Source organism: Citrobacter sp. wls714 (assembly GCF_005281025.1).
GTDB classification, from domain to species: domain Bacteria; phylum Pseudomonadota; class Gammaproteobacteria; order Enterobacterales; family Enterobacteriaceae; genus Citrobacter; species Citrobacter werkmanii.
Genome location: NZ_SZWZ01000023.1, coordinates 34,423 through 60,573 on the forward strand (window position 1 = coordinate 34,423; position 26,151 = coordinate 60,573).

General features: G+C 50.7%; 28 protein-coding genes. 13 read left to right on the top strand and 15 right to left on the bottom strand.

What is annotated here, in order from left to right; translation table 11 throughout:
• Nucleotides 1–254: 254 nt before the first annotated feature.
• The 3 genes from mdoG to FDX11_RS01855 all read left to right on the top strand — a co-directional run bounded on the left by mdoG (nt 255) and on the right by FDX11_RS01855 (nt 4,615).
• Entirely contained in the window at nt 255–1,790 is a 1,536-nt protein-coding gene (gene mdoG, locus FDX11_RS01845; protein WP_087857802.1) for a glucans biosynthesis protein MdoG, read from the top strand.
• Nucleotides 1,783–4,311, top strand: coding sequence for a glucans biosynthesis glucosyltransferase MdoH (mdoH, locus tag FDX11_RS01850; RefSeq protein WP_042309231.1), 2,529 nt, complete (start codon nt 1,783–1,785; stop codon nt 4,309–4,311). The genes mdoG and mdoH overlap by 8 nt, the downstream gene beginning before the upstream one ends.
• A gap of 76 nt (nt 4,312–4,387) precedes the next feature.
• Nucleotides 4,388–4,615 carry a YceK/YidQ family lipoprotein gene (locus FDX11_RS01855; RefSeq protein WP_137397392.1) on the top strand — a complete coding sequence of 76 codons (228 nt, stop codon included), beginning with the start codon at nt 4,388–4,390 and terminating at the stop codon, nt 4,613–4,615.
• Here FDX11_RS01855 and FDX11_RS01860 read toward each other — a convergent pair whose 3' ends face one another.
• Entirely contained in the window at nt 4,616–4,993 is a 378-nt protein-coding gene (locus FDX11_RS01860; RefSeq protein WP_038643106.1) for a MysB family protein, read from the bottom strand.
• A 689-nt stretch (nt 4,994–5,682) separates the two neighbouring features.
• Between FDX11_RS01860 and FDX11_RS01865 the strand changes: the two genes are divergently transcribed.
• Complete coding sequence (locus tag FDX11_RS01865; RefSeq protein ID WP_079226180.1) at nt 5,683–7,014, top strand: sensor domain-containing diguanylate cyclase; 1,332 nt, start codon at nt 5,683–5,685, stop codon at nt 7,012–7,014.
• A gap of 64 nt (nt 7,015–7,078) precedes the next feature.
• Here FDX11_RS01865 and mdtG read toward each other — a convergent pair whose 3' ends face one another.
• Together mdtG and FDX11_RS01875 are read right to left on the bottom strand one after the other, a co-directional pair.
• The gene (gene mdtG / locus FDX11_RS01870; RefSeq protein ID WP_042309229.1) at nt 7,079–8,299 is read right to left on the bottom strand and encodes a multidrug efflux MFS transporter MdtG; all 1,221 of its coding nucleotides are present in this window, start codon (nt 8,297–8,299) and stop codon (nt 7,079–7,081) included.
• Nucleotides 8,300–8,453: 154 nt separating this feature from the next.
• Nucleotides 8,454–9,374, bottom strand: a complete 921-nt coding sequence (locus tag FDX11_RS01875) for a Kdo(2)-lipid IV(A) acyltransferase (protein ID WP_038639653.1) — start codon at nt 9,372–9,374, stop codon at nt 8,454–8,456.
• A 220-nt stretch (nt 9,375–9,594) separates the two neighbouring features.
• On the opposite strand from FDX11_RS01875, the gene FDX11_RS01880 reads away from it, so the two are divergent.
• Nucleotides 9,595–10,647, top strand: coding sequence for a rhodanese-related sulfurtransferase (locus FDX11_RS01880; protein ID WP_079224684.1), 1,053 nt, complete (start codon nt 9,595–9,597; stop codon nt 10,645–10,647).
• Between the two features lie 47 nt (nt 10,648–10,694).
• Here the strand turns inward: FDX11_RS01880 and FDX11_RS01885 are convergent, their stop codons facing one another.
• The 9 genes from FDX11_RS01885 to mdtH all read right to left on the bottom strand — a co-directional run bounded on the left by FDX11_RS01885 (nt 10,695) and on the right by mdtH (nt 17,440).
• Nucleotides 10,695–11,270 (bottom strand): YceI family protein, encoded by a 576-nt coding sequence (locus FDX11_RS01885; protein WP_079224682.1) that lies wholly within the window; start codon nt 11,268–11,270, stop codon nt 10,695–10,697.
• Between the two features lies 1 nt (nt 11,271).
• Complete coding sequence (locus FDX11_RS01890) at nt 11,272–11,838, bottom strand: cytochrome b (RefSeq protein ID WP_137397393.1); 567 nt, start codon at nt 11,836–11,838, stop codon at nt 11,272–11,274.
• A gap of 262 nt (nt 11,839–12,100) precedes the next feature.
• Nucleotides 12,101–12,214: a YceO family protein gene (locus FDX11_RS01895; RefSeq protein WP_003036148.1), complete on the bottom strand. Its 114-nt coding sequence runs from the start codon at nt 12,212–12,214 to the stop codon at nt 12,101–12,103.
• Between the two features lie 54 nt (nt 12,215–12,268).
• Complete coding sequence (gene solA, locus FDX11_RS01900; protein WP_137397394.1) at nt 12,269–13,384, bottom strand: N-methyl-L-tryptophan oxidase; 1,116 nt, start codon at nt 13,382–13,384, stop codon at nt 12,269–12,271.
• 114 nt (nt 13,385–13,498) lie between these two features.
• A complete protein-coding gene (gene bssS / locus FDX11_RS01905) occupies nt 13,499–13,753 on the bottom strand; it encodes a biofilm formation regulator BssS (RefSeq protein ID WP_003036154.1) in 255 nt (84 codons plus the stop codon).
• A 340-nt stretch (nt 13,754–14,093) separates the two neighbouring features.
• Nucleotides 14,094–14,339 carry a DNA damage-inducible protein I gene (dinI, locus tag FDX11_RS01910; protein WP_006685106.1) on the bottom strand — a complete coding sequence of 82 codons (246 nt, stop codon included), beginning with the start codon at nt 14,337–14,339 and terminating at the stop codon, nt 14,094–14,096.
• 65 nt (nt 14,340–14,404) lie between these two features.
• Nucleotides 14,405–15,451, bottom strand: coding sequence for a dihydroorotase (gene pyrC / locus FDX11_RS01915; RefSeq protein ID WP_042309218.1), 1,047 nt, complete (start codon nt 15,449–15,451; stop codon nt 14,405–14,407).
• Between the two features lie 105 nt (nt 15,452–15,556).
• Complete coding sequence (locus FDX11_RS01920; RefSeq protein WP_042309216.1) at nt 15,557–16,117, bottom strand: lipoprotein; 561 nt, start codon at nt 16,115–16,117, stop codon at nt 15,557–15,559.
• 114 nt (nt 16,118–16,231) lie between these two features.
• Complete coding sequence (gene mdtH, locus FDX11_RS01925) at nt 16,232–17,440, bottom strand: multidrug efflux MFS transporter MdtH (RefSeq protein ID WP_038639676.1); 1,209 nt, start codon at nt 17,438–17,440, stop codon at nt 16,232–16,234.
• A 259-nt stretch (nt 17,441–17,699) separates the two neighbouring features.
• Between mdtH and rimJ the strand changes: the two genes are divergently transcribed.
• The 4 genes from rimJ to murJ all read left to right on the top strand — a co-directional run bounded on the left by rimJ (nt 17,700) and on the right by murJ (nt 21,631).
• Entirely contained in the window at nt 17,700–18,284 is a 585-nt protein-coding gene (rimJ, locus tag FDX11_RS01930) for a ribosomal protein S5-alanine N-acetyltransferase (RefSeq protein ID WP_006685101.1), read from the top strand.
• Between the two features lie 32 nt (nt 18,285–18,316).
• Nucleotides 18,317–18,964, top strand: coding sequence for a YceH family protein (locus tag FDX11_RS01935; protein WP_137397395.1), 648 nt, complete (start codon nt 18,317–18,319; stop codon nt 18,962–18,964).
• A gap of 1 nt (nt 18,965) precedes the next feature.
• Nucleotides 18,966–19,889 (top strand): Gfo/Idh/MocA family protein, encoded by a 924-nt coding sequence (locus tag FDX11_RS01940; RefSeq protein ID WP_137397396.1) that lies wholly within the window; start codon nt 18,966–18,968, stop codon nt 19,887–19,889.
• Between the two features lie 206 nt (nt 19,890–20,095).
• Complete coding sequence (gene murJ, locus FDX11_RS01945; RefSeq protein WP_061381775.1) at nt 20,096–21,631, top strand: murein biosynthesis integral membrane protein MurJ; 1,536 nt, start codon at nt 20,096–20,098, stop codon at nt 21,629–21,631.
• Between the two features lie 83 nt (nt 21,632–21,714).
• Here murJ and flgN read toward each other — a convergent pair whose 3' ends face one another.
• The 3 genes from flgN to flgA form a co-directional block, all read right to left on the bottom strand.
• A complete protein-coding gene (gene flgN, locus FDX11_RS01950) occupies nt 21,715–22,137 on the bottom strand; it encodes a flagella biosynthesis chaperone FlgN (RefSeq protein WP_069323314.1) in 423 nt (140 codons plus the stop codon).
• Between the two features lie 3 nt (nt 22,138–22,140).
• Complete coding sequence (gene flgM, locus FDX11_RS01955) at nt 22,141–22,434, bottom strand: flagellar biosynthesis anti-sigma factor FlgM (RefSeq protein WP_042309206.1); 294 nt, start codon at nt 22,432–22,434, stop codon at nt 22,141–22,143.
• 93 nt (nt 22,435–22,527) lie between these two features.
• Complete coding sequence (gene flgA / locus FDX11_RS01960) at nt 22,528–23,187, bottom strand: flagellar basal body P-ring formation chaperone FlgA (protein WP_137397397.1); 660 nt, start codon at nt 23,185–23,187, stop codon at nt 22,528–22,530.
• Nucleotides 23,188–23,344: 157 nt separating this feature from the next.
• Between flgA and flgB the strand changes: the two genes are divergently transcribed.
• Genes flgB through flgE form a run of 4 tightly spaced genes read left to right on the top strand, consistent with a single transcriptional unit; the run spans nt 23,345 to nt 26,141 of the window.
• Nucleotides 23,345–23,761, top strand: coding sequence for a flagellar basal body rod protein FlgB (gene flgB, locus FDX11_RS01965; RefSeq protein ID WP_038639692.1), 417 nt, complete (start codon nt 23,345–23,347; stop codon nt 23,759–23,761).
• Nucleotides 23,762–23,764: 3 nt separating this feature from the next.
• Nucleotides 23,765–24,169 (top strand): flagellar basal body rod protein FlgC, encoded by a 405-nt coding sequence (gene flgC / locus FDX11_RS01970; protein ID WP_006685091.1) that lies wholly within the window; start codon nt 23,765–23,767, stop codon nt 24,167–24,169.
• A gap of 11 nt (nt 24,170–24,180) precedes the next feature.
• On the top strand, nt 24,181–24,879 hold the full coding sequence (gene flgD / locus FDX11_RS01975) for a flagellar hook assembly protein FlgD (RefSeq protein ID WP_042309204.1): 699 nt from the start codon (nt 24,181–24,183) through the stop codon (nt 24,877–24,879).
• Nucleotides 24,880–24,905: 26 nt separating this feature from the next.
• The gene (flgE, locus tag FDX11_RS01980; RefSeq protein ID WP_042309201.1) at nt 24,906–26,141 is read left to right on the top strand and encodes a flagellar hook protein FlgE; all 1,236 of its coding nucleotides are present in this window, start codon (nt 24,906–24,908) and stop codon (nt 26,139–26,141) included.
• The last annotated feature ends 10 nt before the right edge of the window (nt 26,142–26,151 follow it).

Consider the following 26,151-nt stretch of genomic DNA (forward strand, 5'->3'; position numbering starts at 1 on the left):
TCAGACTTTTCGTCTTATCCCTAAGACGAATAATGGTTACATTCGAGGCCAACCCTACACGAAGTCCAACAACCTGTCTCCAGGATAAGCACGCAAAGTGAAAACAGCAGACAAAGCTGCTTAAAGCATGAGCCAGCGCGCGAACAATACAGGGATTCAGTTGTCGGAATGCCCGATTATCCATTAAAATGGATCGGATCAATATAAGCACACAAAGGGGGAAGTGCTTACTAATTATGAAACATAAACTACAAATGATGAAAATGCGTTGGTTGGGTGCAGCAGTCATGTTAACGCTGTACACATCATCGAGCTGGGCGTTCAGCATTGATGATGTTGCAAAACAAGCTCAATCCTTAGCCGGTAAAGGCTATGAGGCGCCAAAAAGTAACTTGCCCTCCGTTTTCCGCGACATGAAATATGCGGATTATCAGCAGATCCAGTTTAATCGCGATAAAGCTTACTGGAGCAATCTCAAGACCCCATTTAAGCTCGAGTTCTACCACCAGGGTATGTACTTCGACACGCCGGTCAAAATCAACGAAGTTACCGCCACTGCGGTGAAAAGAATCAAATATAGCCCGGATTACTTTAATTTTGGCGATGTTCAGCATGATAAAGACACGGTAAAAGATCTCGGTTTCGCCGGGTTCAAGGTGCTGTATCCGATCAACAGCAAAGATAAAAACGATGAAATCGTCAGCATGCTCGGTGCCAGCTATTTCCGTGTTCTCGGCGCAGGCCAGGTCTACGGTCTTTCTGCGCGCGGTCTCGCGATCGATACCGCTCTGCCTTCTGGTGAAGAATTTCCCCGCTTCCGTGAGTTTTGGATCGAACGTCCGAAACCGACTGACAAACGTTTAACCATCTACGCCTTGCTGGATTCTCCGCGCGCAACCGGAGCGTATCGCTTTGTCATTATTCCGGGGCGCGACACGGTTGTTGATGTTCAGTCCAAAGTTTACCTGCGCGACAAAGTGGGCAAGCTGGGCGTGGCGCCGTTAACCAGTATGTTCCTGTTCGGCCCAAACCAGCCATCTCCGGCAACGAACTATCGTCCGGAACTGCATGACTCTAATGGTTTGTCTATCCACGCTGGCAACGGCGAGTGGATTTGGCGTCCGCTGAACAACCCGAAACATCTCGCGGTGAGCAGCTTTGCCATGGAAAACCCGCAAGGTTTCGGTCTGTTGCAGCGTGGTCGTCAGTTCTCGCGTTTTGAAGATATTGACGATCGTTACGACCTGCGTCCGAGCGCCTGGATCACGCCAAAAGGTGACTGGGGCAAAGGTAAGATTGAGTTAGTTGAAATTCCGACTAACGATGAAACGAACGATAATATCGTCGCGTACTGGACGCCGGATCAACTGCCTGAAGCGGGCAAAGAGATGAACTTCAAGTACTCCCTGACGTTCACGCGTGATGAAGACAAGCTTCATGCGCCGGAAAATGCCTGGGTACAGCAGACTCGTCGTTCTACGGGTGATGTTAAACAATCCAATCTGATTCGTCAGCCAGACGGTACTATCGCGTTTGTGGTGGATTTTACCGGCGCAGACATGAAAAAGCTGCCGCAGGATACCCCGGTTACCGCACAAACCAGCATTGGCGACAACGGCGAGATCGTTGAAAACACCGTGCGTTACAACCCGGTCACTAAAGGTTGGCGTTTGATGCTGCGCGTGAAGGTGAAAGACGTGAAGAAAACCACTGAAATGCGAGCAGCTCTGGTCAATGCCGATCAGACGTTGAGTGAAACCTGGAGCTACCAGTTACCTGCCAATGAATAAGACAACTGAGTATATTGACGCAATGCCGCTTTCGGATATCGAAAAAGCGGCACTGCCGAAAACTGACATCCGCGCCGTTCATCAGGCGCTGGATGCCGAGCATCGTACTTACTCGCGCGAAGATGATTCACCGCAGGGTTCAGTGAAAGCTCGCCTTGAGCAAGCATGGCCAGATTCTCTGGCGAAAGAGCAGTTGGTTAAGGACGATGAAGGACGCGATCAGCTTCAGGCGATGCCAAAAGCAACGCGTACTTCGATGTTCCCCGATCCCTGGCGTACCAACCCGGTTGGTCGTTTTTGGGATCGTCTGCGTGGACGTGATGTGACTCCGCGTTATCTTTCGCGTTTGACGAAAGAAGAACAAGAGAGCGAGCAAAAATGGCGTACCGTTGGCACAATCCGCCGCTATACGCTGTTGATCTTAACGCTGGCGCAAACGGTCGTAGCAACTTGGTATATGAAGACGATCCTTCCGTACCAGGGTTGGGCATTCATAAATCCGGTCGACATGATGGGGCAGGACCTGTGGGTGTCCTTTATGCAACTGCTGCCCTACATGCTACAGACCGGCATTCTGATTTTGTTTGCCGTACTTTTCTGTTGGGTCTCTGCGGGGTTCTGGACCGCGCTGATGGGCTTCCTGCAACTGCTGATTGGGCGAGATAAGTACAGTATCTCCGCCTCAACGGTAGGGGATGAACCACTGAATCCTGAACACCGTACCGCACTGATTATGCCTATCTGTAACGAGGACGTTGACCGCGTATTCGCGGGGCTGCGCGCCACGTGGGAGTCGGTTAAAGCCACGGGCAACGCTGAGCATTTTGATGTTTACATCCTGAGCGACAGCTACAACCCAGATATCTGCGTAGCGGAACAAAAAGCGTGGATGGAACTGATTGCTGAAGTGCAGGGCGAAGGGCAGATTTTCTACCGTCGTCGTCGTCGTCGTGTGAAGCGCAAAAGCGGGAACATCGATGACTTCTGCCGCCGTTGGGGGAATCAGTACAGCTATATGGTAGTGCTCGACGCTGACTCCGTGATGAGCGGAGACTGTCTCAGCGGTCTGGTACGTCTGATGGAAGCAAATCCGAACGCCGGGATTATCCAGTCTTCGCCGAAGGCTTCCGGTATGGATACGCTGTATGCGCGTTGCCAGCAGTTCGCGACCCGTGTTTATGGCCCGTTGTTTACCGCCGGGCTTCACTTCTGGCAGTTGGGTGAATCGCACTACTGGGGTCATAACGCCATCATTCGCGTGAAGCCGTTTATTGAACACTGTGCGCTGGCGCCGTTACCAGGTGAAGGCTCATTTGCCGGTTCGATCCTCTCCCATGACTTCGTGGAAGCGGCATTAATGCGTCGTGCCGGCTGGGGCGTGTGGATCGCTTACGATCTGCCGGGTTCTTATGAAGAGCTGCCGCCAAACCTGTTGGATGAACTCAAGCGTGACCGTCGCTGGTGCCACGGTAACCTGATGAACTTCCGTCTGTTCCTGGTCAAGGGGATGCACCCGGTTCACCGCGCGGTGTTCCTGACCGGCGTTATGTCCTATCTGTCAGCGCCGTTATGGTTCATGTTCCTCGCGCTGTCTACCGCCTTGCAGGTAGTCCATGCGTTGACGGAGCCGCAGTATTTCCTGCAACCGCGGCAGCTGTTCCCGGTATGGCCGCAATGGCGACCTGAACTGGCGATCGCGCTGTTTGCCTCCACCATGGTGCTGCTGTTCCTGCCGAAGCTGCTGAGCATTTTGCTTATCTGGTGTAAAGGGACGAAAGAGTACGGTGGATTTATTCGCGTCACGCTGTCGCTGCTGCTGGAGGTTCTGTTCTCTGTGCTGCTGGCGCCGGTGCGTATGCTGTTCCATACCGTTTTCGTGGTGAGCGCATTCCTCGGTTGGGAAGTGGTGTGGAATTCGCCGCAGCGTGATGACGATTCAACCCCGTGGGGGGAAGCGTTTATGCGTCACGGTTCTCAGCTACTGCTGGGGCTGGTGTGGGCGGTGGGTATGGCCTGGCTGGATCTGCGTTTTCTGTTCTGGCTGGCGCCGATTGTCTTCTCGCTGATCCTCTCGCCGTTTGTTTCCGTAATTTCCAGTCGTTCTACGGTTGGGTTACGAACCAAACGTTGGAAGCTGTTCCTGATCCCGGAAGAGTACTCTCCGCCACAGGTGTTGGTGGATACAGATAACTACCTGGTGATGAACCGTAATCGTACGCTGGACGACGGCTTTATGCATGCGGTGTTTAACCCGTCGTTTAACGCGCTGGCGACGGCAATGGCGACTGCGCGCCACCGCGCCAGTAACGTTCTTGAGATTGCACGCGACCGTCATGTGGAGCAGGCGCTGAACGAAACGCCGGAGAAACTGAATCGCGATCGTCGCCTTGTGCTGTTAAGCGATCCGGTGACCATGGCGCGTTTACATTATCGCGTCTGGAATTCACCTGATAAGTACTCTTCGTGGGTGAATTACTATCAGGGTCTGACCCTGAATCCGTTAGCGCTCAGGAAAAAATAAGCGTTCTGTAATGTGAAAATACCGGCCTGGTGCCGGTATTTTTTTATACTTAATAAAAAGAGTCATGGGGTACCAGATGCGAATAGTGGCAGTGGCGATGATGGTCTTGTTCCTGAGCGGATGCGGCAGCATTATTAGCCGGACCATCCCAGGACAAGGGCACGGCAACCAATACTATCCAGGCGTACAGTGGGATGTCCGGGATTCCGCATGGCGCTACGTCACCATCCTCGACCTGCCGTTTTCGCTGGTGTTTGATACGCTGCTGTTACCGCTCGACATTCACCATGGACCTTACGAGTAATTATCGCTCATCCCATTCATCGGCTGCGGTCTGACCCTCTTCGGTATCAAGGGGAGGCTCCAGCTGAAATTCACCTTCGTCCCATTCGTGAAGCGTGTTTTCTTCCTGCCACTCCTGACGAATTTCAATCTCATCATAATCACCATCAAAAACGCTTTGCGCCGCTTCACCGCTTAGCATTGGCAGACATTCACCATCGACATCATCCTCATCGGCAAAGAATTCTGCTTGCCACATAATGTCGCCATCCTGTAGCACGTATTTTTGTACGCTTAGCTGCTGAACACTGGCATCGTCAGCCTCCAGCCCCGGGTTATCTGCCAGAAACACTTCACGAGCAGCATCAATAGCCTCTTCCAGCGTGGCATAAAAATACATGTCATTCTTTGCCATAATCTTCTCCTAAGGTGAACAATAAATGGTGATGATTCAATCTATAGACCTCGATCCGCGGAGCGTCAAACCCATTGACTGCAGAGCTAACCCAAATGAATGCCAGCCGTTGGTAGCGACGACAAGGTTTTATGATGACGTCTTCGATTGGTATGGAAAAATTTACAATGCGAGATACTGAAGTTGGCGTAATGGACGACCGCGAATTTGAGAAAAAAAGGTAATGTGTGTGGTTAGCTGTGGCGTAATGAAAATCAAATAAATAAACGATACTGTTATATAAATGAATCTTCAGATTTAATACGTATTTATTCGAGTTTTTGATTGTGCCAATGCCCATTGTTCTGATGAGAGGATGTCTAACCTTATTAAAATAAAGGAAAAAATATTTATTAATGTGAAAAAATCACAGAGGTAATTATTGAGGGGTACTGAACTCAAGAAGCGTAAAAGTAATGACTAAGTATCCGCCATGTGCAACATCTGTTAATGGCGTGAGGCGTTTTAAAAAAAGATACTTAATAATAGATGATTAATACCGGGTGTTATAAATGGATAAAAAATCATTAAATAATAAATGAATAAATATCACTGAAGTTGTACGGCTATATAGATTGCAAATGCTTATGCTTTATTATATAAAATGCCAACTCAAGAATACTCCTAAGGATGTTATGGAAAACAGTAATTCAAATAACAGGAAGTTGATGGCGTTCTATATAACTTGCTTAATCAGCTATATTCTTGGTGGGTTATGTCTTACGCAGTTTAAATTAACAATACAGAGCGTTCCGCAAACAATATATTTGATTATCATAGTAGGCTTGTTCTTTTTATATGGAATTATTTTCCTTTTTATGTTGTTTCAGTATTTATGCAGGAAAGATCTAACGTGTCTTATGATCTTAGGCATGGCGTTTCTTAGCAATAATATTTTCTTTGTGGAAACTATTTATATCGTTCAGGATTTAATTAATGATCACACTTCGATAGAAAAAAGAACTAACGATATCGCTATATTCTATTATTTTCGCCAACTTAGTTTTATTGCCTTGTTATTTGTATCCTTGAAATCTTATAAAGCATCTTCGACAGTAATTGAAACTAAAGAAAGAGAACCATGCTATATAGCGGTAGCGTTTTTAATAATGTTGGCTATCGCTGTACTGGCGCATAGCCTGGCCAGTTATAATCCGGGCATGACCCTTGAGATTACGAGCTTAAAACCCGACAACGTAACCGTACACTGGCATATTGGCTACATTTATTCACTGATTGTTGCCTGGGGGATGGTTCTGCTATATTTGGTCATTAAAACTAAAACACATAATATTTTATGGAAAAGTATCGGCTTACTGTGTTGCTCAGGAATATTAACTAATGTACTGCTATTAAGCTTAGATGAATATAGTATGTATATTTGGTATATCAGCAGAGGGATTGAGGTGATCAGTACCCTTTGTATAATATCGATATTAATGTATAACACTTTTATTATTCTAAAAAAAGAAACGGATTCGGCTATCAAAGATGCCATGACCAAAATATACAACCGAAAGCTGTTCTATAGATCGTTAAAAACATCGCTAGCGAAAGGCGTGGTTTGCGTAATGGTCCTGGATATCGACAAATTTAAACGAATTAACGATACCTATGGGCATCAGGAGGGGGATCGGGTAATAATAAGTATTGTTGATATAATCAACAAGTCAATTAGAGACTCGGATATCTTTGCACGCATTGGCGGTGAAGAGTTTGCTATTCTTCTTAAGTGCAAGGATAAAGATGAAGTTCTTGTCGTTGCAGAACGAATCAGAAGAAATGTTGAGCATGGAACGACCATACCCAATGCCTATGATTTAAAAGAAAAGATGACGATCAGCATCGGTGTATATTGTAGCAAAGCTGATGATGATTCGGCGGATAAAGTTGTTTCTTATGCCGATGCTGCGTTGTATGACGCCAAAAACTCTGGCAGGAATAAGGTGTGTTACTATTATCATTAAAAGTAAAATGAATACTGCCTGAAAACGCAAAGTTTACTCTTCGGATTCAGGCAATATAGACAAATCATCCAGCGAGCTCAACGCTTCGGCGACGGCGCAGGCTATTCCACGAGTAGATCGCGTTAAACAGTACAACCCCCGCGGTCACGCAGAAAACCGCGCGAAAGCCGTAATTGGCGGATATTGCCGCCCCCATTAATGGTCCCGTTACGTTACCGATGTCGCGAAATGACTGGTTGTAACTGAAAATACGCCCGGCAACTTGATTGGTTGAGTTATAGACCAGCAGCGTTTGCACCGCCGGGAGCAGAGCGCCATCGGCAGCACCCAATAAAAAACGCAGAACGCCCAATTGCCAGGGCGTATGTACAAATGACATTGGAATCAGCAATAGCACGGAAATAATCAGTGCGACGATCAGGATCTTCTCCGGGCCAATCCGGTCACCGAGTTTGCCAAGCCTTGGGGCACTGATTAACGCCGCTACGCCGGGTACGGAGGCAATCATCCCACTAATGAACGCGATATTACTGACGTTTCCGGCTAATTCCCGCACGTATAACGTCAGGATTGGCGCAATGGAACCGGTCGCCACCTGAATGATTAAGGTGGTGACAAACAGGCTCAGCACCAATTTGGGATTTTTTAACGAGGCCACGACTTCACGTATGTGCAGCATCTCTTTCTTGCTTACCGGCTGAAAACGCTCGCGGATAAAAAATAGCGTCAGGATAAAACAGACCAGCAGTACGCTGGCGGTAATGAAGAATACGGGACGCAATCCATACTGGTCAGCGAGTAGTCCACCTGCCAGCGGCCCGAGCAGTGCGCCACTGACGCCGCCGGTAGAGAGCGTTCCCAGCGCCCAGCCGCTTTTATTGCGTGGAACCTGGGTGGCGATCAACGCATTGGCGTTGGGAATGAAACCGCCGAGCAGACCCAACAGCGCGCGCAAAACCAGGAACTGCCAGATATTTTGCGCCAGCCCCATCAGCAGCATCACAATAGCCATACCCAACGCGGAACGCAGCAGCATGATTTTTCGCCCTTTGCGGTCGGCAAGGCCACCCCAGAAAGGGGAGGCGATAGCTGAAAACAAAAAGGTGATGCTGAACACCAGACCTGACCACATGTTCAGGGCGCTATGGCCCGTGACGCCGAGACTCTCAACGTACAAGGGCAAAAAGGGCATGACCAGGCTAAATGCTGCGCCGGTTAAAAAACAACCCAACCAGGCAACGGTGAGGTTGCGTTTCCAGTTTATGGGGGCATCTGAGGGTGACATAACGATCCGCAGTGTGAGGCGCTGTATGCGCTATCGATTGAATATAAGTAAGCAGACTAATTATGCGCCCGGTTGATAGTTGCTGCAATGCGGATAGCAGTTAAACCTAAAGCGAGTAAGGAGGGGTTGCAGCCCACTGGACTGCAACCGCGTGTTAGTACAGGGAAGGGGCGCCTTCAGGACGAGTCTTGAAGCGACGATGCAGCCACATATACTGTTCTGGGGCCATCATGATGCATTGTTCAACGATCTTATTCATCCATGCAGCCGTGGTTTCCGCGTCGTCTAACGGCGGTGAACACTCTGGCGGTAGCATAATCAGTTGATACCCTTTACCGTCGGGCTTACGGCGAGGAACAAATGGCACCAGACAGGCATTCGACATGCGTGAAAGCATCCAGGTCCCGGAGGTCGTAGCGGCCTGTTCAACGGCAAACAGCGGTACAAACACGCTGGCGCGAGGGCCGTAGTCATGATCCGGTGCATACCAGACCACTTCGCCTTTTTTCAACGCTTTAATCATTCCTTTCAGGTCTTTACGATCAAGCATTGATTTATTAGAGCGCATGCGGCCCCAGGTCTGTAACCAGTCGAGCAGTGGGTTGTCATTAGGACGATACACACCGATACCTGGCTCCTGCAAACCAAACTGACGCGCACCCAGTTCCAGGGTCAGAAAGTGTAGGCCGACTAACAGGATCCCCCGCTTTTGCGCCTGAACGTCACGGATATGTTCCATACCAATCACTTCTGTCCAGCGTGAAATGCGCTTATCGGACCAAAACCAGGCCATCCCGGTTTCCATCACGCCCATGCCGACGGACTCGAAGTTCCTGACGACCATCTGCTGGCGTTCCTGCTCACTCATCTGCGGGAAGCACAGCTCCAGATTACGTGAAACGATTTTTGCCCGGCGTTTCATCAAACGTAACGCCAGACGACCTAATGCACAGCCCAACTTATAAAGTACCGGGTAGGGTAACTGCACGATTAACCAAAGGATGCCAATACCCAGCCAGGTTAACCAATAACGTGGATGCAGTAGTGCAGCCGAAAACTTGGGTAAATTCGTCATGTCTATCCTGTCTTCAAACGACCAATTCCCTGTATTGTCGCATTTTTTCGCGCGTATCAAAAATTTGTGACGGGAGAACGGTGATTAAATCGGCAATTGTTGTTGTGTTTTTATCGTGAAGTATGAAATGTAGCGTAAAATGTGTGGATGTAAATTGGCGATGTTTGCTTTATTATGCCGCCGATTTTCATTTACTCCCAATTTGCAGGATACGTACACCATGCCAGTGTTACACAACCGCATTTCAAACGACGCGCTCAAAGCCAAAATGCTGGCCGAGACTGAGCCGCGCACGACGATCTCGTTTTATAAATATTTCACCATCGATGACCCGCAACATACGCGTGATGCGCTGTACCAACTGTTCACTGCGTTGAATGTGTTCGGGCGTGTATATCTTGCCCATGAAGGCATTAACGCGCAAATTAGCGTGCCGCAAAGCAACGTGGATGCATTCCGCCAACAGCTGTATGCGTTCGATCCTGCCCTGGATGGATTACGCCTTAATATCGCCCTGGACGATGACGGAAAATCATTCTGGGTGCTACGCATGAAAGTTCGCGAACGCATTGTGGCGGATGGGATTGATGATCCTGACTTTAACGCCAGCGACGTGGGTGACTACCTGAAGGCGGCTGAAGTGAACGCCATGTTGGACGACCCTGACGCGGTATTCATTGATATGCGCAACCACTATGAATATGAAGTGGGGCACTTCGAGAATGCGCTGGAGATCCCGGCAGACACGTTCCGTGACCAGTTGCCGAAAGCGGTTGAAATGATGCAGGAGCATAAAGATAAAAAGATCGTTATGTACTGCACGGGCGGGATCCGCTGTGAGAAGGCCAGCGCCTGGATGAAGCACAACGGATTTAGCAAAGTCTGGCACATTGAGGGGGGTATTATTGAATATGCCCGCAAGGCGCGTGAACAGGGGCTTCCGGTACGTTTCATCGGCAAAAATTTCGTTTTTGATGAGCGCATGGGCGAAAGGATCTCTGAAGATGTTATCGCGCATTGTCATCAGTGCGGAACCGCATGCGACAGCCACACTAATTGTAAAAATGATGGCTGCCATCTGCTGTTTATTCAGTGCCCGGCTTGCGCGCAGCAGTATAAAGGCTGCTGCAGTGAGCTGTGCTGCGAAGAGAGTGAGTTGCCAGAAGAAGAGCAACGACGTCGTCGCGCCGGGCGTGAAAATGGCAACAAAATCTTTAATAAATCCCGCGGTCGTCTGAATACCAAACTGGGTATTCCGGATCCCGCGCAATAAAATTTTGCCGGATGATGGCTGTCACCTCATCCGGCAACACTCATACGTTACTTCTGCTGCACACCTTCCACTGAGATGATTAAATCGACTTCCTGCGAAGCAGGGCCGAGATCGGTGGTGATGTTGAAGTCCTTCAGCTTAATTTTGCCTTGCGCTTCAAAACCGGCGCGCGTGCCACCCCATGGATCGCCACCCTGACCGATCAGTTTCGCATCCAGTGTAACCGGTTTGGTGACGCCGTTCAGGGTCAGATTACCGGTGATATCGAGGTCGTTCCCCTCTTTCTTCACGCTGGTGGAGCTAAAGGTCGCCTGCGGGAATTTGGCCACGTTAAGGAACTCTGCGCTGCGCAGGTGTTTGTCACGTTCGGCGTGATTGGTGTCAACACTGTTGGTGTTGATGGTGACGTTGACCTTATCGGCAGCAGGATTTTTTTCATCAAAGGTGAATGTACCGTCGAAATCTTTAAACGTGCCATACAACCAGCTGTAACCCAGGTGCTGAATACGGAAATTAACAAAGGCATGCTGTCCCTCTTTGTCAATTTTGTAATCTGCCGCCATGGCTGAGCCGGCCGTGAATAACAGAGAGGCGAGTGTCAATCCCAGCAGGTTTTTTTTCATTTTAAGCTCCATAGTCAGATGACGATTTTCCCAACATGCGCTTCAGGGTATCGTCGTGATCGATAAAGTGATGTTTCAGGGCCATAAGCCCATGAAGAAGCGATAAAACCACCACGCTCCATGCAAGCCACAGGTGCAAGCTGCCGGCAAGGTCGGCCTGAGCGCCCGCGTTGGCAAGAGTGGCGGGAATATCGAACCAACCAAATACGCTTATCGCTTTGCCATCTGCGGTCGAGATCAGATAACCGCTGATAACAATCGAAAAGAGCAGGGCGTACAGTGTAAGGTGGCCCATTGCCGCTGCGATGCGGGTTAAACGGGAATAGCTTGTCAGCGCAGGAGGAGGAGGGGAGAACAACCGCCAGGCAACGCGGATGACCAGTCCCATCATGAGCAGGATTCCGATGCTTTTATGCAGTTCAGGGGCCTGGTGATACCAGCCATCGTAATAGCTGAGCGTGACCATCCATAAACCCAACGCAAACATGCCATATACAGCAATCGCAACCAGCCAATGTAACGCGACTGACACCACGCCATAGCGCTGTGGACTATTAGTGTATTGCATAAGAACACCGCGAGATATTTCAGGAGTGAATAAAAATGGCGTGTAAAAGACATTAATGCAACTAATAAATAACAATGGTGATGATATTTATTTTTAAATCAATTAAATTGATTGAGTATGAACATAATCATCAAATGATTAGAGGGAATGTGCGAGGGGATGGCTTTATTACACGGTGCGAATGGGGTTTTTCTTGTTCAGTTTATTGCAATGAAAATTAAGTAATTATCAGTTTTTGTCAATTAATGTCAGCCAGATACGATCAGAAAAACATAATATATATCACATCCATAATTGCCAGCAGCGACCATAAAATAATGTAAAGCATAAGATGCTCACGAATATTATTTACCAGATAATGAAAGATGCGCCGCATCAATGTTATTCCTGTCATTAAAAATGGCCTCACCATGAGGCCATTAATGCATTATTACTTAAAGCGACTCAACCTGAATGGCGTCAGGTCAAAGGCTGGCGCTTTGTCCTGCGCAAAATCTGCTGCGATTTCCCCCAGTACGGAGGCAAACTTAAAGCCATGCCCGCTCAGTCCGGTGATGATCAGGGTATTGTCATGCTCAGGTAGCGTATCAATGATAAAGTCTTCATCCGGCGAATTATCGTAAGTGCAGGATGCACCGTGCAGACAACAGCCAATGCCTGGCAGAACTGTACGCAGGAATGGGAAGGCTTCGGAGCCATCGCTGGCCACAGCAGCAAACGGCTTGCGCTCTTCGGCAGCGTGAATTGCCTGTCCGCCGTTGTGCTTACCAATTTTTAGTTCATCGTTATCTGCCGGAAAACCGTAGAACTGATCGCCATTTGGTAATTCGCCGGTAAAGGCCGGGAAGTTATTTTTAACGCTGTAGCGCCCATCGGCCTGATACCATGCGAACACTTTGCGCACTGGCTGTATCGGCAGTTCCGGTACTAATGCCTGCACCCATGTCCCGGCACTGACCAGGGCTTTTTTGGAGTGGTAGTCACCGTCGGCGGTTTCTACCGTGACGCCATCATCACTATGATGAATGGCCGTGACCGGGCATTTAAACAGCTGTGCGCAGCCCGCTTTTTCAGCCAGGCGGATCCAGGTTTTAATCGCTAACTCACTACGCAAAAAGCCTGACTCAGCTTCAAACAGACCAATATAATTTTCAGGTACGCGAATCTCGGGCCAGCGAGCCATGATGGCGGCGGCATCAAGATGTTCGACGTTGAGTTGCCACTGTTTCGCGCTTTGCGCTGCGGTAGCTAAGAAGGTTGAATCAGCCGGACCGAGGTTGATCACACCGGAGCGAACAAAAATCGATTCTTCATTTTGGGTCGAAAGTTCATCCCACAATGTTTGCGCGCGCAGCACTAGCGGAACGTATTTTTCACCTTCGCCATATGCATGACGAATTAATCGTGTGTCGCCGTGGTGGCTCCCCTGTTGATGCGGTGGCATATGCGCATCGATCATCAGAACGTTCAGACCGGCGCGAGTGGCATAGTATCCGGCTGCGGCACCCACGGAACCGCTGCCAATAATGATTAAGTCGTATTTCATCCGCTTCTCTCTGCAATCGCGATAGTAGCAGGGTAAATAACTGACCCGGAATATTCAACCTGGAAATAAGAAAGGCACCGTTAAGGTGCCTTTTGATGGTTGGATGTATCAGATTTAATGGCGCTGATACTCATTTACCTGGTAATCGCCGGATTCAATTTTGGCGATTCCTGCTTCTAATATCGAAATAAATTGCCTGGCAACATCAGTGGTTAACCAGAGCGTTTGTCCAACTTCAGTCCCATCCGGGTCCGGTCGATTCGGGGTCTGGTAGTGCAAACGCAGCATCAGCGCATCGTAGCTATCAACGGTGCTGATGTCCCATCCTACAAGCGGATGAGTCTGAATGACTTCATTATTCTTTTCCATCATGCCCCCTAATTCGTGTTACTAGACAACGGTTTTCGAGGTTCAATGCATTTTTTTCTGAAGCAACTTCAGTATATCAATAAATAAGGGTATTCATTGAAAATTTAAAGAGGGCTGCGCATAAATTTTTGGTTTTCAGCGTTATCTGACTAATAAAACAACATGTCATTCATTTTTTTTTAGCAAGTTGCACAATTATTTTGTTGTTCTGGTTAAAAGATGACCAGGAAATTAATATTAAATTAAATGCCGGCAAGGTTGAATCTGCATTTGTTTTAAAAACTGTGCGTATAAAAAAGCCGGGGCGACCCGGCAAACAAACATCACTGCATATCATTATTTATTCGTTGATAAACCAGTCATCCGCGCTTTCCCAGGTCTCCTGCAGGATCTCGCTGATGCGTTCTTTATCCTCTTTGGTCGCGCCAATTACCGACAGATTGTTAGCCCCGGCATAACGGACAGTAACGTTACCTTCGTTATCCGGAAAATGATGATGAATACGACGGGAGAGTTCACCTGCCAGTGCGTCAATCGCACCGGCAGGCAAAGGTGAAGTTTTGGCAATAGTGACTTCAATACGCATAATAGCCCCCTGTTGAATATACTGTTTATTTATACAGTTATTCAAATCAGTTGGCTACACTTTTTTTAGCTTTTTACTGACCAGTGTACCGTTTCGCCACCCAGGAAAGGCACCAGTGTGTCATCTGCCAGCGCAATGCTCTCCGGGACATGGTGCTCCACGCGTTCAAGCTCAATAAAAGTCTCATTCACCGGCAGACCATAGAATTGCGGGCCATTGAGTGAGCAGAAGGCTTCAAAATGGCTCAGCGCATTCATCTCTTCAAATACGGTGGCATAGCTGCCCAGCGCGGTCGGGGCGTTAAAACACCCGGCACAGCCGCAACTGGATTCTTTGCGATGACGCGCATGTGGCGCTGAGTCGGTACCAAGGAATGCACGGCTAAATCCGCTGGCGACCAGTTCACGCAGCGCCTGTTGGTGGACGTTACGTTTAAGGATTGGCAGACAATACAGGTGCGGGCGAATGCCGCCGACCAGCATGTGGTTGCGGTTAAACATTAAATGCTGTGGCGTAATAGTGGCGGCGAGAAGCTCGTTACCGTCGCGCACATATTCGGCAGCATCTTTAGTGGTGATATGTTCAAACACCACTTTCAGCGCAGTCAAACGCTGACGCAGCGGTTCCATCACTGTCTCAATAAAGCGTGCTTCGCGATCGAAAATATCAATATCCGCATGCGTCACTTCACCATGCACCAACAGCGGCATACCCAATTTTTCCATCCGTTCCAGCACCGGCATGATGGCGTCAATAGAGGTTACGCCATGCGTTGAGTTGGTGGTGGCATTAGCCGGGTAGAGTTTCGCGGCGGTGAACACGCCTTCGTTGAAACCACGCTCCAGCTCATTGGGATCCAGCGTATCCGTTAAGTAGCAGGTCATTAAAGGTGTGAAGTCGTGTCCGGCAGGTACCGCGTCAAGAATGCGTTGGCGATAAGCGATAGCTGCATCTACTGTGGTGACGGGCGGTGCCAGGTTCGGCATGACAATGGCGCGGCCGTAAATTTCACTGGTATAGGGCACGACAGTTTTTAACATGTCGCCATCGCGAAAGTGAAGATGCCAGTCGTCTGGGCGGCGGATCTTTAAAACCTGGGATGGTGCAGTCATCAATATGCTCCGGCTGAGGATTGTCTTTTTTGCCGGAAACAAAGGATAAGCGGAAACGTTTTCGTTTGCACGAAAAAAAAGGGCGCATCAGCGCCCTCTGGTTTATTAGTCGGTGAAGGGGATAATGATTTCGCCCGGTTTCACTTCTATACCTTTCGCCAGTTTTTTCGCCAGCGCTTCACCCTGGCTGCTGTCATCCTGCAGAATGTAGGCAGGTTGTTGGTTAAAGTAATTACGCAGCGATTGGTTTAAATACGGCATCAGCGTTTGCAGTACCGACTGCATTTTTTCTGGTGTCACGGTCGCGTCCACGACTTCCATCTCTTGCAAAAAAATCGCGCCTTTCTCTTTATTGAAGACCGGTAAGGCTTTGAGCTTCAGCTTCATGGTGGCTTTCTGACTGCCAAACAGGGAATTCATGTCCAGGTTGGCATCACCCGTCAGAGTCACTTTATTAGGCTCTTCACGCCCTATCTGACTGGCCAGATTGCTCAGTACGATGTGTGCTTCAGCAACGCCGGGCAAACCGATATCTTTTGAAAAGTTATTATGCTTCGCCAGCGCCTGATTAATCTCTTGCTCGCTAACCGTGTATTGCGTAAGTTGATTACAACCAACCAACAGGCCGCCGACAATCAGTGCAGCGGCAAAAAAAAGCTTTTTCATGGGGTTCCTCAACATGATGCTTGTGGCGTAATCGTGACACAAAGCATCATCGAGTACCAGCGCCCCGGGCACCAGCAGAAAAAACTGAAAAGTGCCCGAGCGTCGGATTAGCTATCAGGCGTCGGGTTCCAGCATGCCGCGCGTTGGGCGTTTGTGGCTGAATTGCCAGCCCAAAGCCAGGAAGGTGATGAAGCCGATAATACCGAGCATCATCCATGGCAATTCAGGCTGCGCCAGGGCTTTGCCCATATCAAACAGCCAGCCGCCGCCGACATAACCAATTGCTCCGCCGATGGCGAGGCCCAGTCGGCTGAAGCCCATGTAACTTCCTCGAGCCCGTGCATTGGCCAGCGAGGCGCTCAGGGTCTCACGCGCCGGTTCGGCGATGATCGAGCCAATATAGAAGGTGCAGATCAGCGTGAATAGCTGCTGTAGATTGCCGACCAGACCGATGGGCATCATGCTGAGAGACATTACCAGCAGACCGGCCATCAGGCGATGTTCAAGGCGAAAACGTTTTTCACTCCAGCGGGCAATCGGGTAGAGCAGCGTTAACGAGAGGCATGCTTCGATGGCATACATCCATTTCACCGCGGCAGGCGAGCCAGCGATGTCGTTCACCATGATTGGCAGCATTAACATCACCTGTACCGCCAGCATGTAATAACCCGCCAGCGTCAGAACATAGGTGACAAAACGTTTGTCATGCATCACGTGGCCCATCCCTTCACGCACCGGAATTTTCACCGTCGACAATTTCCATGCCGGGAGTAGCCAGGCGTTAAACGCCGCGCACAGAACAAACAAAATGGCTCCTGTCGCGCAGACCAGGCGAAAATCGTACTGTAACAGCCAACTGCCAAGTAACGCGCCAACCACGGCGCCTGCGCTATCCTGCATCATCAGGATAGAGAAAAAACGCCCGCGCTTTTCCGGGCGGATCAGTTTGACCACCAGCGCCGAGCGGGGAGGGTCGAACAGCGTGCCGCCCAATCCGGAGAGAAAACAGGAAAACCATAGCAGCCACGGCTCGTGGGCAATACCCATGGTGGCGAACCCGGCGGCGCGCATCAGCATACCGGTGACGATCATTGGTTTTGCGCCGAAACGGTCAGCAATAGCGCCGCCAAAAATACCCAGACCCTGCTGAATAAATTGACGCAATCCTAACGCGATCCCGACCATAACGGCAGCCCAGCCCATTTGGTCGACGAAGCGAATTGAGATCAGCGGGAAAACGACGAAGAAACCCAGCACGACCAGCATATTATCGATGAGAAGGAAGTATTTACCCAGGTTCCTTGCCTGCGAGACTTGCGACATTTCCCCTCCCGGGAAAAACTCGTCACTCTGGTTAGAGTTTAAAAGATAAGCACCTCCTATTCTGCGGTGTCGTCATCGCTTTTCCCACCCTTGGCGGGACAATATTTTTTTATCAAAAGTCCGTCTTGATAGAGAGTTTTCATCAAAATGTGTGAATAATTCAAAAAATGGCAATTTGCTCTTTTCAAAGGGCATATTTGCACAGGTATAGTATCGCGAATAGCGTATTGAAGACGTTACGGGAAGGAGTAGGTATAGAATGTTTGGCTATCGCAGTAACGTGCCAAAAGTGCGCTTAACCACGGACCGCCTGGTCGTGCGTTTGGTGCACGAGCGTGATGCCTGGCGTCTGGCAGATTATTACGCAGAAAATCGTCATTTCTTAAAACCCTGGGAACCTATTCGCGATGAAAGCCACTGTTATCCCTCCGGCTGGCAGGCGCGTCTGAGTATGATCTCTGAGTTTCATAAACAAGGCACCGCGTATTATTTTGCGCTGCTCGATCCGGAAGAAAAAGAGATTATCGGCGTCGCGAATTTCTCGAACGTAGTGCGGGGATCTTTCCACGCCTGTTATCTCGGCTATTCCATTGCGCAAAAGTGGCAGGGGCAGGGGCTGATGTACGAAGCCTTAACCTCGGCCATTCGTTATATGCAGCGCACGCAGCATATTCACCGCATTATGGCGAACTATATGCCACACAATAAACGTAGTGGTGACTTGCTGGCCCGACTGGGTTTTGAAAAAGAAGGGTATGCCAAAGATTACCTGCTGATTGACGGGCAGTGGCGCGATCACGTGCTGACGGCGTTGACCACATCAGAATGGACCCCTGGCCGCTAAGTTTCAGGTTAGCCTGAGTAATGGAGAAAACGATGAAATACGAATTAACCGCCACCGAAGCTCGCGTGATTGGCTGTTTGTTAGAGAAACAGGTCACCACGCCGGAACAATATCCGCTTTCTGTCAATGGCGTCGTCACCGCCTGCAATCAAAAAACGAATCGTGAACCGGTGATGAATCTATCGGAATCGGAAGTGCAGGATCAGCTTGATAACCTGGTGAAGCGGCATTTTCTGCGTACGGTGAGCGGCTTTGGAAATCGCGTCACGAAATATGAGCAGCGTTTCTGCAACTCTGAATTTGGCAATCTGAAACTCAGTGCGGGCGAGGTGGCGCTGGTTACCACGCTGTTGCTGCGTGGCGCGCAAACGCCGGGCGAACTGCGAAGCCGTGCATCGCGAATGTACGAATTCAGCGATATGGCTGAAGTGGAGTCGACGCTGGAAAAACTGGCGACCCGTGAAGATGGTCCTTATGTGATCCGTCTGGCGCGCGAGCCGGGTAAACGTGAAAGTCGCTATATGCACCTGTTTTGCGGTGATGTTGATGAGCCCATCGCTGCGGCAGATGAACTCCTGGTTGCGTCTGGCGATCTGCAGGCGCGCGTTGAAGCCCTGGAAACAGAAGTCGCGGAACTTAAGCAGCGGCTGGATTCTTTGTTGGCGCACCTGGGAGACTAACGTGACTAAATTACGTATCGGCGTTGTCGGTCTGGGTGGCATTGCACAAAAAGCCTGGCTGCCCGTACTGGGCAGTTCCGCTGACTGGACGCTGCAAGGCGCGTTTTCGCCTTCGCAGGAAAAAGCGCTGCGTGTCTGTGAGACCTGGCGCATACCCTACGTTGACTCCCTGGTGAATCTGGCGAAAACCTGCGACGCGGTTTTCGTCCATTCCAGCACCGCGACGCACTTTGCGGTAGTCAGTGAACTCCTGAATGCCGGGGTCCATGTGTGTGTGGATAAACCGCTGGCAGAAAACCTGCGTGAGGCTGAACAACTGGTCGAGCTGGCCGCGCGGAAAAAACTGACGTTGATGGTCGGCTTTAACCGCCGATTTGCGCCACTGTATCAGGATCTTAAGGCGCATCTGGGCAATGCAGCGTCTGTACGTATGGATAAGCATCGTTCGGACAGCGTGGGACCGCATGACCTGCGTTTCACCCTGCTGGACGATTATCTGCACGTGGTCGATACCGCGCTGTGGCTGGCGGGCGGGAACGCGCAGTTAAATAGCGGCACTCTGCTGACTAATGACTCTGGCGCAATGCTTTATGCCGAGCACCATTTTTCTGTCGATCAGCTACAGATTACAACCAGCATGCATCGCCGGGCCGGTAGCCAGCGTGAGAGCGTTCAGGCGGTGACCGATGGGGGCCTGATTGACGTCACGGATATGCGGGAATGGCGGGAAGAACGCGGGCAAGGTGTTGTACACAAGCCGATAGCAGGCTGGCAAACGACCTTAGAACAGCGAGGTTTTGCCGGATGTGCGCGGCATTTCATTGAGTGTGTGCAAAATCAGACGGTTCCTCAGACGACAGGCGAGCAGGCGCTACTGGCCCAGCGTGTTGTCGAAAAGCTATGGCGGGAGGCGATGGCTGAATAACCCCCTGTAACAACTGGCGGTAGTAATTCATTGTAATCCAGGTACTATATGCCAACTCAAAATAACACCTCTTTTCAACCATAGGCTGGCTTGTAGGCCTGATAAGACGCTGCGGCGTCGCCATCAGGCACAGTGACATAGTGACATTGCCGGATGGCGATGTTGGTTATACGGGGATTTGCCTCAGGGTCTGGAATACAACATAGATGAATTTATTAAAGTCGCTGGCAGCCGTCAGCTCGATGACGATGTTTTCACGTGTGCTGGGTTTTGCGCGTGATGCGATTGTCGCCAGAATCTTTGGCGCAGGGATGGCGACCGATGCCTTTTTTGTGGCCTTCAAACTTCCAAACCTGCTGCGCCGAATTTTTGCTGAAGGCGCATTTTCTCAGGCGTTTGTGCCTATTCTGGCTGAATACAAAAGTAAGCAGGGTGAAGATGCTACCCGCGTGTTTGTTGCCTATGTATCCGGGCTGCTGACGCTGGCGCTGGCCGTGGTGACGGTTGCCGGGATGCTGGCTGCGCCGTGGGTGATTTTAGTCACTGCACCTGGGTTTGCCGACACCGCTGACAAATTTGCGTTGACTACCCAACTGCTGCGGATCACCTTTCCTTATATCCTGCTGATTTCACTGGCCTCGCTGGTCGGCGCAATCCTTAACACCTGGAACCGCTTTTCTATTCCGGCGTTTGCGCCGACCTTTTTGAATATCAGCATGATCGGTTTTGCGCTGTTTGCCGCGCCTTATTTTAATCCTCCAGTGCTGGCGCTGGCGTGGGCCGTGACCGTCGGTGGCGTGCTGCAGCTGGTTTATCAACTGCCACATCTGAAGAAAATTGGCATGCTGGTGCTGCCCCGCGTGAACTTCCGCGATGCGGGGGCGATGCGCGTCGTCAAGCAAATGGGGCCGGCGATACTCGGGGTTTCCGTCAGCCAGATTTCACTGATCATCAATACCATATTCGCCTCGTTTCTGGCCTCCGGCTCGGTTTCATGGATGTACTATGCCGATCGTCTGATGGAGTTTCCGTCCGGCGTGCTTGGCGTGGCGCTGGGGACCATTCTGCTGCCATCGCTGTCCAAAAGCTTTTCTAGCGGGAATCATGATGAGTATTGTCGTCTGATGGACTGGGGGCTACGTCTGTGTTTTCTGCTGGCATTACCCAGCGCCGTGGCGTTGGGCATTTTGGCTAAACCACTGACGGTTTCTCTGTTCCAGTACGGTAAATTTACCGCCTTTGATGCCGCCATGACCCAGCGCGCGCTGGTGGCATACTCGGTCGGTTTGATTGGTTTGATCGTGGTGAAAGTTTTGGCCCCTGGCTTTTACTCGCGCCAGGATATTAAAACGCCGGTGAAAATTGCGATAGTGACGCTGATTATGACTCAGGTGATGAACCTGGCGTTTATCGGGCCGCTGAAGCATGCCGGGCTGTCGCTGTCGATTGGTCTGGCGGCATGTCTGAACGCTTCACTGCTTTACTGGCAACTGCGTAAACAGAAAATCTTTACCCCGCAACCGGGCTGGGCCTGGTTCCTGGCGCGTCTGGTGATTTCCGTACTGGTGATGTCAGCGGTGCTGTTCGGGATGCTCAATATTATGCCGGACTGGTCGCAGGGAACGATGTTGTGGCGTTTACTGCGTCTGATGGCCGTCGTGGTGGCTGGGATTGCAGCTTACTTCGCCGCACTTGCTGTGCTGGGCTTTAAAGTGAAAGAGTTTGTGCGCCGGACGGCGTAACAGACATTGCCGGATGGCGGCGTTACGCCGTATCCGGCCTGCAGAACGCGCTGGCCTGAAAGCTGCGAACGATCAGGCTGGCATTAAATAGAGAATTTTTTCCCGCCGCGGTGCGCAGCAGAGGTTTGACCGTTTGCGCCATACAGCGCCGGTTCCTGGTGCGGTTTCAGCACTTGAATCGCTTGCTGATTACGCTCAATCTGCCCTTCCAGCAGCCAACCGTTGTGCTGGTTGAGGTCACGCAAATGCTGCGTTTTTTGGGTGATCGTCTGCCAGCGTTCAGCAATCTCATCGTTGGCGCTACGCGTGGCGTCATGCTCCAGACGGCGTTGCTGCTCCAGATAATCAAGGGTTGCCAGCAAAGAGCTTTTTTCTTCTGTAATACGCTGTAGCTGGCTACCGTTAATATATCCTGCGGAGAGCTGCTGCTGCTCAGCATCCATTACCGTTTTCAGGTCATTGAGGACGGTTGTCATCTGATCAAGTATTTCTGACAAACGAGTCATACTTTATTTACTCTGTAAGTAGCTCTGTGCCTCGCGAATAAGCGAGTCGGCAATTTTTCCGGTATCCATTTTCAACTCACCGTTACGGATCGCAGTTTTCAATGCTTCGACGCGTTCCATATTGATGTCATTGGTGCCGGGCTGCATCAGTTTGGCCTGGGCGTCGCTCAGCATGACGCTGGTGCTGTTTGTCGCGGTGGTTTTTTCCTTCCGCGCTTTTTGTACCGGCGCATCGCTGGTTTCACGTGGCTGAACGGTACTGACTGGCTTCAATGGTGAGGTACGATCAATGCTCATTTTGTTTATCCTCATCGAGGGGTTACGCTATAGCGGCCCGCTGTAATCATTGGTTGTTTATCTATCGGCACACGCTAAAAAATCTTTAACCTATTATAGGTTAATAAGAATATTCCCATCAGAATCGACGATGCCGCTCACCACCTGGCCTGAAATCATCCGCACTCGCGCATTCTGTGCGACGGCGGCATTATTCAGCGCTTTACCTTCGGCATTCACCCGAAAACCATCGCCGTTGGCGATAACCAGTACGCGTTGACCGGCTTTGATCCGCCAGGCCTGGCGCAACATTGAAAGCTGTATCGGCTGACCTGGAACGAGATCGCGTAGACTCACCGCGTCCTGCACCTGATTCAAATCTAACACGGCGCGCGGCGGCAGTTGGTCCAGCCGACCTCGCTTTAACGTCACGCTGGCCGAGGTTAGCGCGCTGCCCCGAGCGACGGGCGCGGAGGCAACCACATAGTTTCCCGTGGCCTGCACATTCACCTGCAGATAACGTTTCTCGTTGGCGCAGCGGGCCAGCACGTTCACATTGCCCCACAGTTTCGCGTTGCCTGACACGCTTAATGCGGGTTGTTCGCAGCTGGGCAGTAGGTTAGGCGACGTACGGATAGTGACGACCACCTCATCGCTAAATCCGGCCAGACGTTGGGAAAACCATGTCGTCAGCTGTGAATTCAGGTCTTGCGCCAGCGTCATAGGGCTGAACAGCAGTGCTGCCACAACTATTCCACGTTTAAACGTTTGCATCAAAACCTCGCGCTTTTTCAGGTAGTGACAGGATTTTACCTGTGTGACGCAGTCATCAACGCAACAAATAGCGACGCATTTTGCGTTTATTCCGGCGATAACGCGCGCGTAATGGGATTTAAGCTGTCGGCTGAATTTTGTCATTTGCGGAGGAGATATGCTCGATAAGCTCGACGCCGCCTTACGTTTTCAACAGGAAGCGCTGAATTTGCGCGCCCAGCGCCAGGAAATATTGGCCGCCAACATTGCCAATGCCGACACGCCGGGGTATCAGGCGCGCGACCTGGATTTCGCCAGTGAATTGAAAAAAGTCATGGTGCGTGGACGGGAACAAACCGGCGGCGTCTCGTTGACGCTGACCTCTGCACAACATATTCCGGCCCAAACCGCTTCTGCTCCCGCTACGGAATTGCTCTATCGCATTCCTGACCAGCCGTCTCTGGATGGCAATACGGTGGATATGGACCGGGAGCGTACGCAATTTGCCGACAACAGTCTCAAATATCAAATGGGGCTGACCGCGCTGGGTGGACAAATCAAAGGCATGATGAATGTGCTGCAAGGAGGGAACTAATTCGTGGCGCTGTTAAATATTTTTGATATCGCAGGCTCTGCGCTGACGGCGCAGTCTAAGCGCCTGAACGTGGCGGCCAGCAACATGGCGAATGCGGATAGCGTTACCGGACCCGACGGTCAGCCGTATCGCGCCAAGCAGGTTGTTTTTCAGGTTGATGCCGCGCCAGGTGCAGCTACAGGCGGCGTAAAAGTGGCTGACGTTATTGAAAGCCAGGCGCCGGATAAGCTGGTCTATGAGCCGGGTAACCCGCTGGCCGATGCGAACGGCTACGTAAAAATGCCGAATGTGGACGTCGTCGGCGAGATGGTTAACACCATGTCAGCCTCGCGTAGCTACCAGGCAAACGTCGAAGTGCTCAACACCGTGAAAAGCTTGATGCTCAAAACGCTTACGTTAGGCCAGTAAAGGAGGCGCATATGTCTATTGCTGTAACCATGAATGACCCGAGCAATACAGGCGTTAAAGCCGCCACCGGGAATAGCTCCCTGACGGGCAGTAATGCCGCTGACCTGCAAAGCAGTTTTCTGACGCTGCTGGTCGCACAGTTGAAAAACCAGGACCCAACCAATCCGCTGCAAAACAACGAACTGACCACCCAACTGGCGCAAATCAGTACCGTAAGTGGGATTGAGAAACTGAACACCACGCTGGGGTCTATTTCCGGGCAGATCGATAACAGTCAGTCGCTGCAGGCCAGTACGCTGATTGGTCACGGCGTAATGATCCCCGGCACCACCATCCTGACCGGTAAAGGTACGGAAGAGGGTGCGAAAACGACCACGACGCCGTTTGGCGTTGAGCTGCAACAGCCGGCAGATAAGGTCACCGCAACGATTACCGATAAAGACGGCAAAGTGATACGCACTATTGATATCGGCGGCTTGAAAGCCGGTGTTCATACCTTTACCTGGGACGGCACCATGACCGATGGCACGGATGCGCCAAGCGGTTCTTATAACGTCTCAATTGCTGCCAGCAATGGCGGAACGCAACTGGTGGCGCAGCCGCTTCAGTTTGCGCTGGTGCAGGGTGTTATTCGCAGTAACGGCGGTAATACGCTGGACCTGGGCACCTATGGAACCACCACCCTCGACGAAGTACGGCAAATAATCTAAGCCCACACACTTATCAGGAGTAAGTCATGGCCTTTTCTCAAGCGGTCAGCGGTCTGAACGCTGCAGCGACCAACCTCGATGTCATTGGTAATAACATCGCCAACTCCGCTACCTACGGTTTTAAATCTGGTACGGCTTCTTTTGCCGATATGTTCGCCGGTTCTAAAGTGGGACTGGGGGTTAAAGTTGCGGGTATTACCCAGGATTTTACCGATGGTACTACCACCAACACCGGACGCGGACTGGATGTGGCTATCAGCCAGAACGGATTTTTCCGCATGGTAGACAGCAACGGCTCTGTATTCTACAGCCGTAACGGTCAGTTCAAGCTCGATGAAAACCGCAATATCGTCAACATGCAGGGGCTGCAACTGACAGGTTATCCTGCTACCGGTACACCGCCGACAATACAGCAAGGTGCTAACCCGGCGCCGATCACTATTCCGAATACGCTGATGGCGGCGAAAACCACGACTACCGCGTCAATGCAGATCAACCTGAACTCCACTGACAAGGTGCCAACCAAAACTCCGTTTAGTCCAAGCGACGCGGACTCCTACAACAAAAAAGGCACCGTTACCGTTTTCGATAGCCAGGGTAACGCCCATGACATGAACATTTTTTATGTCAAAAACGCAGAGAGCAACACCTGGGAAATTCATACTCAGGATGCTTCAACTGGCGAAGCTGCAAAACCAGCCGGGTTTATGAAGTTTAACAACAATGGTGCGTTTTTAGGGATTAGCGCCACGGCAACTGGTACGCCAGGAGCAACGGACATCAACATCGAAACAGGGCAGATTAACGGTGCAGATACCGCAAAATTCTCCCTGAGCTTCCTGAACTCCATGCAGCAGAACACCGGCGCCAACAACATCGTCGCCACGAATCAGAACGGCTACAAGCCGGGCGATCTGGTCAGCTATCAGATTAACAATGACGGTACCGTGGTCGGTAATTACTCCAACGAACAGCAACAGGTACTGGGCCAGATCGTGCTGGCAAACTTTGCCAACAACGAGGGGCTGGCGTCTCAGGGCGACAACGTCTGGGCTGCTACACAGGCTTCTGGCGTGGCGCTGCTGGGTACCGCAGGCGAAGGTAACTTCGGCAAACTGACCAACGGTGCGCTGGAAGCATCAAACGTGGATTTGAGTAAAGAACTGGTGAATATGATCGTCGCTCAGCGTAACTATCAGTCGAACGCGCAGACCATCAAAACCCAGGATCAGATCCTCAACACGCTGGTCAACCTGCGCTAAGCGCCTGACG